The following is a 13885-nucleotide window of genomic DNA, read 5'->3' as shown; positions in this document are numbered from 1 at the left end:
TTACACCCACGTCCGGGGGCGGAAGCGGTTGGCGCGCTCCACCAGATCGATCCTTGTGCGGCCCTGGTCGGCGAGCCGGGCCAGTACCCGGTACGAGTGTTCCAGGCCGAAGCGCAGCCCCCGTTCGTCCAGGTCCCGGCCCAGGAGCCCGGGCGTGGCGGATTCCGCCGGCAGGGGGCCGGCCGCGCCCTGCCGCCCGGCCAGCACCCAGTCCAGCGCGCTGCCCAGCACTTCGGTGGCCAACTGCTCGCGCAGCCGCGTGTCGAGGCCCAGCCGCTGCAGGTCCTCCACCTGCCGGGCCGCGGCCCGCAGGTGGTCCAGGAGCGGTTCCCGCGGGGCGCGTCCGCGCAGCCGGGCGCGGACGGCCGCGACCCGTGCGGCGGTGTAGTGGATGGAGGACGCGGGGACCGACTCCAGCGTGGTCACCGCCCCGGCCCGGTCGCCCGTGGTGAGCAGCACACGGGCCAGGCCGAAGGCCGCGCTCACATGGCTCTGGTCGGTGGTCCACACGAGCCGGTAGTACTCGGTGGCGTTGTCCCACTGGCCGAGGACCTCGGCGCAGACGCCCAGCGCCAGCTTGGGAGCGATCTCGCCGGGGAAGGCGTCGTAGACCGCGTCGAAGGACAGCGCCGCGGCGCCGTCGTCGCGGGTGACGAGCGCGGCCAGGCCGCAGTGCCACACCACGCGCCAGTCCTCGGGCAGTTCCTCCCGCAGTCCGCGCAGTTCCTCGAGGGCCGCGGGCGCGTCGTCGCCCTCGAGCCGGGCCCGCACCGTGCGCAGCCTCAGCTCGGGGGACCGCACCGGTGCCGCCTGCAGCGCGGCCACCAGCTCGGACGGCGCGGCGGCCGTGAGCCCGGTCAGGAAAGCGGCGTTGGGGTCGGCGGGGTCGACGTGCGGTACGGGGAGCGAGAGCGCCGCCGCCCGCACGTCGAGCGGCGAGACGGCGGGCCCGGTCGCCGCGGGCGCCGGAGCGGTCCGCTGGGCCGGCATGGTGAACGGGGATTTCGCCGCACCGGTGCCGCGGCCACCGGCGCTGTGCCCACCGGTGCCGCGGCCACCGGCGCTGTGCCCACCGGCGCCGTGGCCACCGGCGCTGTGGCCACCGGTGACGGAGGGCGGCGACGCGGGCAGAGCCGGCGCGTCCGGGGCCGAGGGGGCAAGGGCCGCCGCGGTGCCGCTGCGGCGGCCGCCGGAGCCCTTCTGGCCGCGGTCGCCGAGGGCGGAGGCGTCCTTGGCGGGCGGCAGCAGACCGGTGTCGGGGACCCCGAGTTCCGGGCCGAACAAGGGGGACAGCGCGGGCCGCGGCTTGCCGGTGCCGAGCGCCACGACCTCGCGCAGCACGCCCAGCAGTTGCTCGCTCATCTCCTCCGCCGAGGCGAAGCGCCGACCCGGGTCGGGGTCGGTGGCGCGGACCAGCAGCCGGTAGAAGGACTCGTAGCGGGAGAGGACCTCGATGCCGTCCGGGTCCGGCAGGCTGTCCGCGAACGCGTTCGTGTAGCCCTGGAAGTCGAAGGTGAGCACGGCCAGCGTCCGCGCCACCGTGTAGAGGTCCGAGGCGACGGAGGGGCCGAACTCGGGCACTTCGGGCGCCTGGTAGCCGACCGTGCCGTAGATCGGGCTGTCCAGGTCGTCCATCCTGCGGACGGCGCCCATGTCGATGAGTTCCAGCCGGTCCTCCGTCTGGATGGCGTTGTCGATTTTGAAGTCGCAGTAGAGCAGGTTGCGGCTGTGCAGGTGACCGAGGGCGTCCAGCGCCTCGATGGCGTAGGCGATGGCCTGGTCGACGGGGAGCGGCTCACGTCTGCCGTCGGCGCCTCGGCGTTCGTTGGCGATCTCCTTGAGGGACTTGCCGCCGACGTACTCCATGACGATGTAGCCGTCGAGGGTGCCGCCCCGCGGGTCGAGGTGCTCGACGAAGTTGTAGATCCGCACGATGTTGGGGTGTGCGATCTCGGCGAGGAAGCGGCGCTCGGAGACGGCCGCGGCCAGCGCGTCCTCGTCGCCGGTGTCCAGCAGGCCCTTGAGCACCACCCAGCGGTCGTTGACCGCCCGGTCCACGGCCAGGTAGATCCAGCCCAGCCCGCCGTGCGCCAGGCAGCCCACCACCTGGTACTGCCCGTGCACCACGTCGCCCGCCCGCAGCTTGGGCGTGAACGAGTAGGGGTGGCCGCACTTGGTGCAGAAGCCCTCGGTGCGCCCGGGGCGGTCCCCTCGGCTCCGCCCGACCGGAGCCCCGCAGTCGCCCTTGCTGCAGAACCGCTTCCGCTCGGGGACCTGCGGGTCGCGCAGCACGGCGGCCGCCGGGTCGGGACGGGGGATGGGGGGTACGGCCACCAGGCCGGCGCCCAGCTTGCCGCGCGTGGTCCCGCCGGCGCCCGAGTGCGAACTGCGCACGGAGACGGAGGCGGCGCCGCTCGTGCCGCCGCTCAGGGAACGGGACAGCCGTCCCGACACCGAACGGCGCGAGGAACGGAAGGAAGCGCGGGAGAAGCCCGAGGTCCGGGAGGAGCCCGAAGGCTGTGGGGAGCCCGAGGGCCGTGGGGAGACGCCGGAGCCCGGTCCGGTCCCGGCGGCACCGGACGGCTGTGACGGCTGCGACGGCTGCGACGGATGCGAGGGCTGCGACCGCTGCGAGGCAGGCGGCGACCCCGCCCGCCCGCCCCGGCCGGCGGCCGTCCCCGCCTCGGCGGCGAGCGGCGCCAGCCCGCACGTGTCGCAGAACAACGCGCCGCCCCCCACGTCCTCGATCGTCCCGTCGCAGCCAGGACGCTGACAGCTCATCGTGCATCCCCCCTGTGGTCGGCGGCTTTCGGCTGTCCCGGCACCAGTGCCTCGGCGACGGCCTGCTGATAGCGCAGCAGCGCGTTCTCCGCGGCACGCAGGTCGCACGGCGCGCTCCACAGCAGACGCCGCGCGTGGTCGTACCGCTCCATCAGGAGCGGGTCCTCGGCCATGCCGAGGCGCGCCACCTTGGCCCGATAGGCGTCGAGCCGGCCGCGCAGCTCGGCGCGGACGGCCAGCGGCGCGGTGACCGCGGTCAGCGAGTCGCGGGCGCGCAGCAACTCGTCGTCGGCGCGCTGTTCGAGACCGTCCAGCAGCGGCGACAGCAGGTGCCACTGACCGCTCCTGCGGAGGTCGACGGCGGCGGAGAGCTGTTCCTGCAGCGCGACCGGCGCGCCGCTGACCGCGGGCACCTCCGAGGCCGCGATCTTGGCGAGCACCTCGACGCGGGCGCTGCGTGCCTCGGTGAGGGTGAGGTCGGCGCGCGAGAGGACGTCCCGCAGCCGCGTCAGCCGGTGGTCGGCGTCGTCACGGACGTGCAGGACGGCCTCGACCTCACGCCGTATGTCCTCCAGCGCCCTCCCGGCCCGGTCGTAGCGGCCCGTGTCGGGCCGGCCGCCCGACCAGAAGGCGAGTGGGTCGGAGAGGACCTCGACGCGCAGCACGGCCAGCGAGTCCAGCATTCCGGCGAGGTCGTCGCCCGCGGGATGGGTGCCGGGGCGCACCCCGACGGACTCGGCGAGGGCACGGATGCGGTGCGCCTCCGCGACCAGCAGGTCGATGCGCGCGGGCAGCGCCGACCACACCGCGTCGGCGGCGGACACCACCTCCAGCACCTGCGCGTACCATTCGTTCATCCGTGCCAGCAGCTGCTCCAGACTGAGCCGTTCGCTCAGCCGGGCCGGACCGGTCAGACCCCGTGCGGCCTCCGGCACGGCACCGCCGGAGACGGTGACGCCGCTGCCGCGCAGCAACTCGGTCAGCTCCCGCAGTTCGCTCTGGGTGGGCCAGCGGCGGCGGCCGCGCAGGCCCCGGGCGGTGGCCAGGGCCTCGCTGTAGGCGTCGAAGTGCGCCCACAGCAGGGCTATGGCCTGCTCGGCGGCGGCCCAGCGCTCCTTGGTGGCACCGCTGAGCTCCGCGCCCTCCAGCAGCCTGCGGCCCGAGTGGTCCTGCAGGGCGAGCAGGGTCGCCTCGATCGCGTCCCGCTCGTCCGCGAGCCGGGCCAGGGCGCGGTCGACGTCCTCACGGCTCATCGCCGGTCCCGATGGTCCCGCGACCGCCATCGCACCTTCCTCCCTTCCCCGCCGGTCTCCCGTGCTTCCCGCTGCCCTAGTCCCTGTAGAGCGGCTTCGGCGGCCCGGTGACGCCCGGAAGGTCCGCCTCCAGCCAGCTACGGTATGCCCGCATCCACCGGCTGTCCGGCCCCCCGCCGCGGTAGTCCGCCAGCACCTTGCTGACCCGGCGCACCAGGTCTGTGTCCTGCTCGTTCATCGCCACGCCGTAGTACTCGGTGGTGACCGGGGTGCCCACCAGCCGCACCGCCGGGTCCTGGGCGGCCTGGGCGGCGCCGAGCGCGTTGTCGGTGAACACGGCGTCGGCCTCGCCGAGTTGCAGCTTCACCAGGCAGTCCAGTTGGCTGTCCACGAGGACGACGCGGGGCCGCAGCCGGTCCTTCACCTTCTCCAGTTCGCTCTCGGCCGTGCTGCCCCGCGCGAAGCAGATCCGTTTCCCGCTCACGGAGGAGTCCAACCCCCTGACGGTGGAACCCTGACGGGGGACCAGCAGTTGCTGACCGACCTCGAAGTAGGCGGTGGAGAAGGCGATGTGCCGCTTCCTGATCCGTTCGCAGGTGATGCTCACGGTGCCCACGACCATGTCCACGTCGCGTTCGTTGACGGCGTCGAAGCGCTTGGCCGTCGGCACGCTCTTGTAGACGATGGCGTCCTCGCTGCCGAGGATGTCCTCGGCGATGGCCTTGGCCAGGTCGATGTCGAAACCGACGATCTTCCGGGAGACCGGGTCGCGGTAGCTCCAGCGGTAGCCGTTCTGGTCGACCCCGACGATCAGCTTGCCGCGCTTCCTGATCCGCTCGATCGCCGGACCGCTCGCCGCGGACGGCCGCAGGCTCGCCTCCGGGTGGCCGCCGCAGTCGTCATCGGCCGCGGCGTTCGCCGGCGCGACGGCGGGTGTCCCGGCAGCCGCCGTTCGCGTCTCCGGCTGCTCCGGCCCCGTGCCCTCCCGCGGCGGCAGCACGGCGCCGGCGGCCGCGGCCGCGACCAACGCGGCCGCGACCAACGCGGCCGCGCAGCCCACGGCCGCCCAGCCCCGCACGCGCCGCCCGCCCTCCTCGTGCTCCTTCACACGTCCCATCGGCGGACTCCCCCCGCTCATCGGTACTCCGACAGCCGGCGCCCTATGCCGAGCACCGCGCCCGCGGCGCCGAGCACCGCCAGCAGCGCGGCCCCCGGAACCAGCCCGTCCAGCGCGCCGCGCCCCTCGGCGGCGGCCTGTTCGAACTCGCGCTGCTCGTGGCCGACGGCACGGGCGAGTTCGCTGTCGACCCGGTCGAAGCAGAAGCCGGTGTACTGCTCGGGCCGACTGCCGTCCGCGTACGTGCCGCCGATCGTCTGCGCCACGGCGTCCAGGTAGTCGCCCGCGTCCTCCTTCTCGCGGGCCTCGCCGCGCAGCTCCCACCAGGCCTTCGCGGCCTTCATCGCGGAGGTGACGCTTCCCCGGCCCCGCTCGTCGTCGGCGAGGTGGAGCGCCTGCGCCAGCAGGCCCGTGCGCCCGTCGGCCTCCGTGCCCGCCAGGCCCTGCAACTGCTCGTCGTAGGCCGCGCTGTAGGCGTCCCCGGCGCCGCGGGCCACGAGCGTCAGGTTCTCGTTGCCGCGGGCCTGCAGGGACTGGATCCGGGCCTCGTTGAGGACCTGCAGCGACTGCGCCCCGTGTGTGTGGGAGTCCTCGAGGTGCGCGCGGGCGACGCTGTGCCCCGCGACCAGCCACAGCAGCACCGCGGCGGTGGCCACCGTGCCGGCCAGCATGCCGGGGCTGAGCACCCGTCGGGTCCGCCGGTACGAGCGCCGCTGCGCCCACACCAGCGCGGCGAGCGCGGCGAGGCCGAGCGCCCAGGCGGCCAGCGGACGCCTCCCGGCGTCCTCGTAGTCCGCGTTCAGCCGCGCGGTCTCGAACGTCCACAGCTGCTTGGCGTCCGGAAGGATCTCGTCGCTCATCATCTCGTTGGCGCGCCGCAGGTACGCCCCGCCCACCGGGAAGCCCTGGCGGTTGTTGGCGCGGGCCCGCTCGACCAGGCCGGTGTAGACCGACAGCCGCTCGTTCAGCCGCTCCAGGCGGGCCCGCGCCTGCGTCGAGTCCTGCGAACTGGCCGCCGCCTCCGCGATGTTCCGCGAGGCGATCCGGATGTCACGGGTGTAGCGCTCGCGGTCCTGCTCGGGGTCGTCGCCACCGGCGAGGAAGCCGCCGGCGGCGGTGGCGTCCGCGTCGGCGAGCGAGCGGTAGATGTCCGCCGCGCGGGCGCTCAGCGGCCCGCTGTGCCGGATCACGTCGTCGGCCGCGGCGGCCCGTTCGGTGATCTGCCAGGCCGTCACCGCGCCGAAGGCGACGACGAGCAGGGCCAGCAGCGCCCCGATGATCCGCAGCCGTCCAGGTTCCGTGGTGGCCGCGGCGCGCCACGCGCGCGGCCGTTCCACCCAAGCCCGTGGGCGCCCGCCGCCGGGTGCGGGTGTGTCCGCCCGCACGGTCGGCGACTGCGTCCTCATCGGCGTCCGTGTCACCTGCCGGCCCTCCCCCCGACCCGTTCCCCCGCGCGTACGCGCGACGAGCCCATGACCAGCAGTATGGCCGTCGTCACCGACATCCACCCAGGGATTGGGTGGATCTTGCGGTCCGCACCGCCTGTCTGCCGCCCGCAGGGTCCCCCGCGCACCACCGCCTTGGGAATCACCACGCATGGGTGAGTGTGTTCGGTTCCCCGGCGTACGCCCGGTTATGCCACGGAGCCCACCGTTTCGAGTCGCGCCCGCAGCCGCGTGTGCGCCTCGGCGGGCGCGCCGGTGCGGTCCAGGCCCAATAGTGCGGCGCCGAGGACCGGCGGCGATGTGACGACTTTGGGAGCCGCCTTGGGCGCCGAGACGGCCAGCAGGTAGGTCACGGAGTCCAGCAGCAGCGGATGGCGGGCGGCCAGCACCCCGCCGCCGAGGACGACGTCGGTCTCCTCGTCGAGAAGGCCGAGCCGGCGCAGCGCGACCGTGGCCATCACCACGATCTCCTCGGCCTGCCGTTCCACGATGGCCCGGGCGACCGGGTCGCCGCCTTGCGCGGTGGCGAAGAGCACGGGCGTCAGCTCGTGCTTGCGGGCGAGGGCGATGTGCCCCAGGTGCAGCGCCTCGATCAGTGCGTACATCGAGGTCAGGCCGAAGTGCCCGGGCAGCGTGGCCGCGAGCGCGGTGGCGCCGCCGCGCCCGTCCTCGGCGCGCGCCGCCCACCACAGGGCCTCGTCGGCCAGGCCCGCCCCGCCTCCCCAGTCGCCTGACAGGTGGCCGATGGCGGGGAAGCGCGCCGTACGGCCGTCCGGCAGCATGCCCGCGCAGTTGATGCCCGCGCCGCACACCACGGCGACCCCGCGGGGCTCGTCGACACCGGCGCGCAGCAGAGCGAAGGTGTCGTTGGCGACGCGGGTGCCCTCGCCCCAGCCGCGGGCGTGGACGGCGCTCTCGAGCTGCTGCTCCTCGACGGGCAGGTCGGCGTTGGCCAGGCACGCGGAGACGTGCCGCACCAGCGGCTGCCCGGGGCGCGGGGAGAGGCCGGCGGCGGCGGCCGCCCGCCCGACGATGCGGGCGATCACCTCGACCGCCGCCTCGGTGCCCGTGGTCTGCGGCTGGAACCCGCCGCCGCGGGCGGTGCCGAGCACCGTCCCGTCGGCGGCGACGAGTGCGACGTCGGTCTTGCTGTTGCCCGCGTCGACGGCGAGCACGCCGTCGGCGACGAGAGGGTTCAGGCCCACGCGAGGTGCTCCCTGTTGTGCGCGATCAGACGGTCGGTCAGGGCTTCGGCGTACTCGTACTGGCCGACGAGGGGGTGCGACAGCAGGGCCTTGAAGACCCGGTCGCGTCCGCCGTGCACGGCGGCGGTCAGCGCCAGGTCCTCGTAGGCGGTGACGTTCGCGACCAGCCCGGCGAACAGGGGCTCCAGGGGCGGCACGGGCAGCGGGCGCGTCCCGTTCGCGTCCACGGTGGCCGGGATTTCGATGACCGCGTCGTCGGGGAGGAAGGGGAGGGTTCCGTTGTTGAGGGCGTTGACGACCTGCACGTCGCCGGTGTCCCGCAGCAGGGAGGAGGCGAGGGCCACAGCGGCCTCGGAGTAGTAGGCGCCGCCGCGACGGGCGAGCAGCTCCGGCTTCTCGTCGAGGGTCTCGTCCCCGTACATCTCCAGCAGCTCCGTCTCGATGGCGGCCACCTCGGCGGCCCGGGAGGGCCGGGTGCGCAGCTCCCTCACGACCTCGTCGTGGGCGTAGTAGTAGCGCAGGTAGTAGGAGGGCACCACGCCCAGCCGGTCCAGCACCGCGCGCGGCAGACGGAGGTCGGCGGCGACGGCGTCGCCGTGCTCGGCGAGCAGCTTCGGCAGCACGTCCTCGCCGGCCGGGCCACCGATCCGCACCGCGCGTTCCCAGGTGAGGTGGTTGAGGCCCACATGGTCGAGGTGGACCTGCTCGGGCGCCACGCCGAGCAGCCCGGCGAACTTCCGCTGGAAGCCGATGGCGACGTTGCACAGGCCGACGGCCTTGTGCCCGGCCTGCAGCAGGGCGCGGGTGACGATGCCGACGGGGTTGGTGAAGTCGATGATCCAGGCGTCGGGGGCGGCCCGCCGGACCCGCTCGGCGATGTCCAGCACCACCGGCACCGTGCGCAGCGCCTTGGCGAGTCCCCCCGCGCCGGTCGTCTCCTGGCCGACGCAGCCGCACTCCAGCGGCCATGCCTCGTCCTGCGCCCGGGCGGCCTGGCCGCCGACGCGCAGCTGCAGCAGGACGGCGTCGGCGCCGTGGACGCCCGCGTCCAGGTCCGTGGTGGTGGTCACGGTGCCGGGGTGGCCCTGGCGGGCGAGGATGCGCCGGGCGAGCCCGCCGACCAGTCGCAGCCGGTCCTCGGCGGGGTCGACCAGGACCAGTTCCTCGACCGGAAGGGTCTCCCGCAGACGGGCGAACCCGTCGATGAGTTCGGGGGTGTACGTGGACCCGCCGCCCACGACCGCGAGCTTCAACCTTTGACTCCCGTCAATGTCACGCCTTCGATGAAGGCCTTTTGCGCGAAGAAGAAGACGACGATCACGGGTGCCATGACCAGCACCGTGGCGGCCATCGTCAGGTTCCAGTCAGTGTGGTGCGCGCCCTTGAAGGACTCCAGGCCGTAGCTCAGGGTCCAGGCGGCGGGGTTCTCGCTCGCGTAGATCTGCGGGCCGAAGTAGTCGTTCCAGCAGTAGAAGAACTGGAACAGCGCCGCTGCCGCGATGGCCGGCTTCGCCATCGGCAGCACGACGCGCAGCATCGTGCGCAGTTCGCCGCAGCCGTCGACCTTCGCCGCGTCGGTGTACTCCTTGGGGATGGTGAGCAGGAACTGCCGGAGCAGGAAGATGGTGAAGGCGTCGCCGAAGGCCATCGGGATGATCAGCGGCCACAGGGTGCCGGACAGGTGCAACTGCTTCGCCCAGAACAAGTACATGGGCACGATGACGACCTGCGGGGGCAGCATCATCGTGGCGATCACGAGCATCAGTGACAGATGGCGCCCGCGGAAGCGGAACCTTGCCAGGGCGTAGGCGACCGGCGTGCTGGAGACGACGGTCAGCACCGTCCCGAGGCCCGCGTACAGCAGCGTGTTGCGCCACCAGGTGAGGAAACCGGGGGTGTCCCAGACGGTGGCGAAGTTCCCCCACTCCCAGGTCCTCGGCCACAGGTCGCGGGTGAGGGCCTGGTTGTCGCTCATCACCGCTGTGAGAAGAACGAAGACGAACGGAAGGACGAAGAAGAGCGCGGCGGCGATCCCCAGGGCGTGCACCGCGATCCAGCGCAGTGCCGCCCTGCGGGCGGCCGCGCGCCGGGCGCCGGAGGGGAGGCCGGTGGCGGGCGTCGTGGCGGAAGGGGCGAGGGTGGCGTGAGTGGTCATCGGCGTCAGTCCTCCGCCGTCAGGAAGCCGCTGCGGCGGCGCATCAGGAGCGCGGTGAAGGCCATGGCCAACGCGAAGAGCACGAGGGCGACGACACAGGCCGCACCGGTGTCGAAGCGCTGGAAGCCGAGGTTGTAGACCAGCTGCGGCAGCGTCAGCGTGGACTTGTCCGGGTAGCCGGGCTCGAACTGCTGGCCAGAACCGCCGATGACGCCGCTGGCGACCTTTCCGGCGACCAGGGGCTGCGTGTAGTACTGCATCGTCTGGATCACCCCGGTCACGACGGCGAACATCACGATGGGGGAGATGTTCGGCAGCGTGACGTAGCGGAACCGCGCCCAGGGACCGGCCCCGTCCAGCTCGGCGGCCTCGTACTGCTCCTTGGGCACGTCGAGGAGCGCCGCCATGAAGATGACCATGAGGTCGCCGATGCCCCACAGAGCCAGCAGGGTGAGGGCGGGCTTGGACCAGGACGGGTCGTTGAACCAGCCGGGCGTGGGCAGGCCGGCCGTGTCCAGCAGGTGGTCGACCGGTCCGGTGCCGGGGTTGAGCAGGAAGGCGAAGGCCATCGTCGCGGCGACCGGCGGGGCCAGATAGGGCAGGTAGAACGCGGTGCGGAACAGCCCCGCACCCGTCTTGACCTTCGTGATCAGCAGCCCGATCCCGAGCCCGAACACGACCCGCAGACTGACCATGACCACGACCAGCCACAGGGTGTTGCGCAGGGCCGGCCAGAGATACGGGTAGTCGCCGAAGACGTACGACCAGTTCCTGACGCCGTTCCAGGTCGGCGCCGTGAAGCCGTCGTACTTCATGAAGGAGAAGTAGACGGTCGAGACCAGGGGATAGGCGAAGAAGACGCCGAAGCCGATCACCCAGGGCGACATGAAGGCGAGGGTGCGAAGCGCCTCACGGCGGCGCCTCGCCCTCAGCATCGGGTGGACGGTGGTCATCAGCGGGCCTGCGCGATGTCCTTGTCGACCTGCTCGTCGACGCCCTTGAGGCCGGCGGCCAGGTCGGTCTGCTTGCCCGCCTCATAGGCGTAGCCGAAGTCCTGCAGCGTCAGTTGGTAGGTGCCGCCGTTGACGCTGGCGGGGGTGGTGGTGCTGTGGGGGTTCTGCGCGATCTCCACGAAGGTGCGGAAGTGGGGATCAGCGTCCAGCTCCGGCGACTTCAGGGCCGCAAGCGTGGACGGCACGTTGTGGATGGCGTTGGCGAAGCCCACCACCGCGCGGGTGTCGGTGGTCATGTACTTCACCAGCTCCCAGGCGGCGTTCTTCTTGGCGCTGGTGTTGGCGACGCCGATGATCGTGCCCGACAGGTAGCCCTTGCCGTAGGTGTCGGCCTGGTCGTCCGGCACGGGGAAGGGGGCGACGCCGATCTCGAACGGCACACCGGCCTCCTCGGCCATGCCGGCCCGCCACTCGCCGTCGATGGCCATGGCCACCTGGCCGGTGTGGAAGGGGTTCTTGGCGCCCCACTCGTCACCGAAGGACGACCGGTACTTCTCCAGCTTCCGGTAACCGCCGAGCGCCTTCACCATGTCCTGCTGCCAGGTGAACATGACGGCGAACCCCGGGTCCTTGGCGATGTTCGACCTGCCCTCGGCGTCGAAGTACTCCGCCTCCCACTGTGCGGCCAGGTGCATGGCGGTGGACTCGTAGCCGTGGAAGTTCGGCATGAAGCCGAGTTGACCGTAGGAGTCGCCCTTGCTCTTGGTGAGCTTGACCGCGTCGGCCTTGAACTCCGAGAGCGTCTTCGGCGGGGCGGAGATGCCGGCGGCCCTGAAGGCGTCCTTGTTGTAGTAGAGGCCGTAGGCGTCGCCGAGCAGCGGCAGTGTGCAGCGCTTCCCCTCGAACTGGGTGTACTCCAGCATCGGCTCGGGGAAGGTCGCGGCCGGGTCGATGTCCGACTTCTCCAGGAACGGATCCAGGTCGGCGAAGGCGTTGGAGGAGCAGAACTTTCCGACGTTGTCAGTAGTGAAGGAGGAGACGACGTCGGGGGCGTTGGGACCGCCGGCCCGCAGCGCCTGGTTGATCTTGTCGTCGGTGATGTTGCCCTGCACCTTGACGTGGATGGTGGGGTGGGCCTTCTCGAACGCCTTGACGTTGGCGTCGATGGCCTTCACCTCGCTGGGAGCGGACCAGCCGTGCCAGAAGGTGATGGTCACGTCCTTGGTGGGGTCGTCGCCTGCGGTGGTGTTGGCGGAGCCCGTGCACGCGCTCGTCAACAGGGTCATCGCGGCGGCTGCCGCGACAGCGGCCGCGGCCGTCTTGGTGGTACCGGACACTTCGCTTCCTCCGGGGGACTTCGGGCGGTTCGGGGGTGTGCGAGACCGGCGGAGGGACCCAGGGGGTCCGTCCGCTGTGTGCGGGTGCGAGTGCGGGTGGTGCGGCAGGGGGTGCGGCGGGTGGGCTGTCGCGGTCAGCGCGAGGTGTCGAACACCTCGTCGCGGGTGGTGGCCAGGGCGCTCTGCAGCGCCCCGGAGAGGACGGGGTCGTCCGGTACGCCGCCGAGCACCAGCCGGGGCCGGGGCACGGCCAGTTCGGCCAGTTCGGACTGGACCAGGGAGCGCAGCGGCTCCCCGCCCGCGGCGATCACCCCGCCGGCCAGGACGATCAGCCCGGGATCGAGGACGGTCACCAGCGAGGCCAGCCCGACGGCGAGCCCCGTGGCGAAGCGCCGCAGCAGTTCCGTGTGCGCGTCGCCACCGGAGTCACCGGACTCCGCCGCGGCGGCGAGCAGCGCCGAGGCGCCCTCGGCCTGCGACCCCCGCGGCACGGGCAGTCCCAGCTCCCGCGCGATGCGCAGCACCGCGTTGCAGCCGGCCAGTTCCTGGAAGCCGCCGGCGTTGGCCTTGGCGACGTGCCGGACCAGCGGGGTTCCCGGCACCGGCATGAAGCCGACCTCGCCGGCCCCGCCCGTCCAGCCGCGGTGCAGCCGGCCACCGATCACGATGGCCGCGCCGATGCCCTCCTCGTTCCACAGCAGGACGAAGTCGTCGTGGCCCCGGGCCGCGCCGAGCCGCTGCTCGGCGACGGCGGCGAGGTTCACGTCGTTGTCGTACTCCAGGGGAACGGGCAGGGCGGCGGCCAGTTCGTCCAGGAGGGCGGGGGAGTGCCAGCCGGGCAGGTGGCTGGCGTAGCGCAGCCGGCCGGTGCTGGGGTCGAAGGCGCCCGGGGTGCCGACGACGACCCGGTGCAGGTCGGCCAGGTGCAGTCCGGCGTCCGTGACCGCGCCGTCGACGGCCTGGACGACCTGTTCGACGGCGCCGCCCAGGCCGCGCCGTCCCCGGCCGGGGGTGGCGAGCTCGAAGACGCCGGTCACCCGGCCGGTGATGTCGGCGACGGCGGCGCGGATGCGGTCGGTGGTCACGTCGAGGCCGGCGACGTGCGCGGCCGCGGGGTTGACGGCGTACAGCTGGGCGTTGGGCCCCGGCCGTCCGGCGGTCGTACCGGTGGCGAGGACCAGTCCGGCCGCCTCGAGACGGGCGAGCAGCTGGGAGGCGGTGGGCTTGGACAGACCGGTGAGCTTGCCGATCCGGGTGCGGGAGAGCGGGCCGTGTTCGATGAGAAGGTCGAGAGCGGCGCGGTCGTTCATCGCCCGCAGCACCCGCGGTGTGCCGGGGATGCCGGGCGTTCCCGGGCTCGTGGGGGGACCGGCCACGGTCTCGCCCTCCTCCTTGCGACGGCTCGCGCGTGCCTGATGAGCGCAGTAGTGGTTAGGAAACTTTCCTGTTGGTGTGCGAGCACCGTAGGGGCCCGTGGCCGGAGCGTCAAGGGCCTGTGCCGGGAGGGCGCCGAAGCGTCACCGGCGGCGGGCAGGGAAAAGGGGCGCCGGTCGGTGACCGGCGCCCCTTGGTGGCCGCTGTCCGCTACTTGACGGTGCTCGGCTGGGAAGGCGACGGCGCCGGGGCCAGCGGCTGCGCG

10 protein-coding genes are annotated in these 13885 nt (G+C 73.0%); all 10 read right to left on the bottom strand.

Going from position 1 to position 13885, the window contains the following annotated elements; all coding sequences use genetic code 11:
• The gene (locus tag ACRWND_RS04325) at positions 1-2781 is read right to left on the bottom strand and encodes a tetratricopeptide repeat protein (RefSeq protein WP_431946056.1); all 2781 of its coding nucleotides are present in this window, start codon (positions 2779-2781) and stop codon (positions 1-3) included.
• Positions 2778-4034, bottom strand: coding sequence for a hypothetical protein (locus ACRWND_RS04320; protein ID WP_431946054.1), 1257 nt, complete (start codon positions 4032-4034; stop codon positions 2778-2780). Before ACRWND_RS04320 ends, ACRWND_RS04325 begins: the two co-directional genes overlap by 4 nt.
• A 76-nt stretch (positions 4035-4110) precedes the next feature.
• Positions 4111-5151, bottom strand: a complete 1041-nt coding sequence (locus tag ACRWND_RS04315; RefSeq protein ID WP_431946052.1) for a glutamate ABC transporter substrate-binding protein — start codon at positions 5149-5151, stop codon at positions 4111-4113.
• A gap of 17 nt (positions 5152-5168) precedes the next feature.
• Entirely contained in the window at positions 5169-6488 is a 1320-nt protein-coding gene (locus tag ACRWND_RS04310) for a hypothetical protein (RefSeq protein ID WP_431946050.1), read from the bottom strand.
• 296 nt (positions 6489-6784) lie between these two features.
• Positions 6785-7801: an N-acetylglucosamine kinase gene (locus ACRWND_RS04305; protein ID WP_431946048.1), complete on the bottom strand. Its 1017-nt coding sequence runs from the start codon at positions 7799-7801 to the stop codon at positions 6785-6787.
• Positions 7792-9039 (bottom strand): 6-phospho-beta-glucosidase, encoded by a 1248-nt coding sequence (locus tag ACRWND_RS04300; protein WP_431946240.1) that lies wholly within the window; start codon positions 9037-9039, stop codon positions 7792-7794. Before ACRWND_RS04300 ends, ACRWND_RS04305 begins: the two co-directional genes overlap by 10 nt.
• Positions 9040-9050: 11 nt before the next feature.
• Positions 9051-9956: a carbohydrate ABC transporter permease gene (locus ACRWND_RS04295; RefSeq protein WP_431946046.1), complete on the bottom strand. Its 906-nt coding sequence runs from the start codon at positions 9954-9956 to the stop codon at positions 9051-9053.
• 5 nt (positions 9957-9961) lie between these two features.
• The gene (locus ACRWND_RS04290) at positions 9962-10909 is read right to left on the bottom strand and encodes a carbohydrate ABC transporter permease (protein ID WP_431946044.1); all 948 of its coding nucleotides are present in this window, start codon (positions 10907-10909) and stop codon (positions 9962-9964) included.
• A complete protein-coding gene (locus ACRWND_RS04285; RefSeq protein ID WP_431946042.1) occupies positions 10909-12246 on the bottom strand; it encodes an ABC transporter substrate-binding protein in 1338 nt (445 codons plus the stop codon). Before ACRWND_RS04285 ends, ACRWND_RS04290 begins: the two co-directional genes overlap by 1 nt.
• Before the next feature lie 134 nt (positions 12247-12380).
• The gene (locus ACRWND_RS04280; protein WP_431946238.1) at positions 12381-13556 is read right to left on the bottom strand and encodes an ROK family transcriptional regulator; all 1176 of its coding nucleotides are present in this window, start codon (positions 13554-13556) and stop codon (positions 12381-12383) included.
• Between the last annotated feature and the right edge of the window lie 329 nt (positions 13557-13885).

This window comes from Actinacidiphila sp. bgisy167, from assembly GCF_965342175.1.
Lineage (GTDB): Bacteria > Actinomycetota > Actinomycetes > Streptomycetales > Streptomycetaceae > Actinacidiphila.
The sequence above is the reverse complement of the archived record's forward strand: the minus strand, read 5'-3'. Positions and strand labels throughout refer to the sequence as shown.

Excerpts from the sequence above, each read along its gene's own strand:
- ACRWND_RS04325 (WP_431946056.1), bottom strand. The coding sequence starts at position 2,781 with ATGAGCTGTCAGCGTCCTGGCTGCGACGGGACGATCGAGGACGTGGGG.
- ACRWND_RS04320 (WP_431946054.1), bottom strand. The coding sequence starts at position 4,034 with ATGAGCCGTGAGGACGTCGACCGCGCCCTGGCCCGGCTCGCGGACGAG.
- ACRWND_RS04315 (WP_431946052.1), bottom strand. The coding sequence starts at position 5,151 with ATGGGACGTGTGAAGGAGCACGAGGAGGGCGGGCGGCGCGTGCGGGGC.
- ACRWND_RS04295 (WP_431946046.1), bottom strand. The coding sequence starts at position 9,956 with ATGACCACTCACGCCACCCTCGCCCCTTCCGCCACGACGCCCGCCACC.
- ACRWND_RS04290 (WP_431946044.1), bottom strand. The coding sequence starts at position 10,909 with ATGACCACCGTCCACCCGATGCTGAGGGCGAGGCGCCGCCGTGAGGCG.
- ACRWND_RS04280 (WP_431946238.1), bottom strand. The coding sequence starts at position 13,556 with ATGAACGACCGCGCCGCTCTCGACCTTCTCATCGAACACGGCCCGCTC.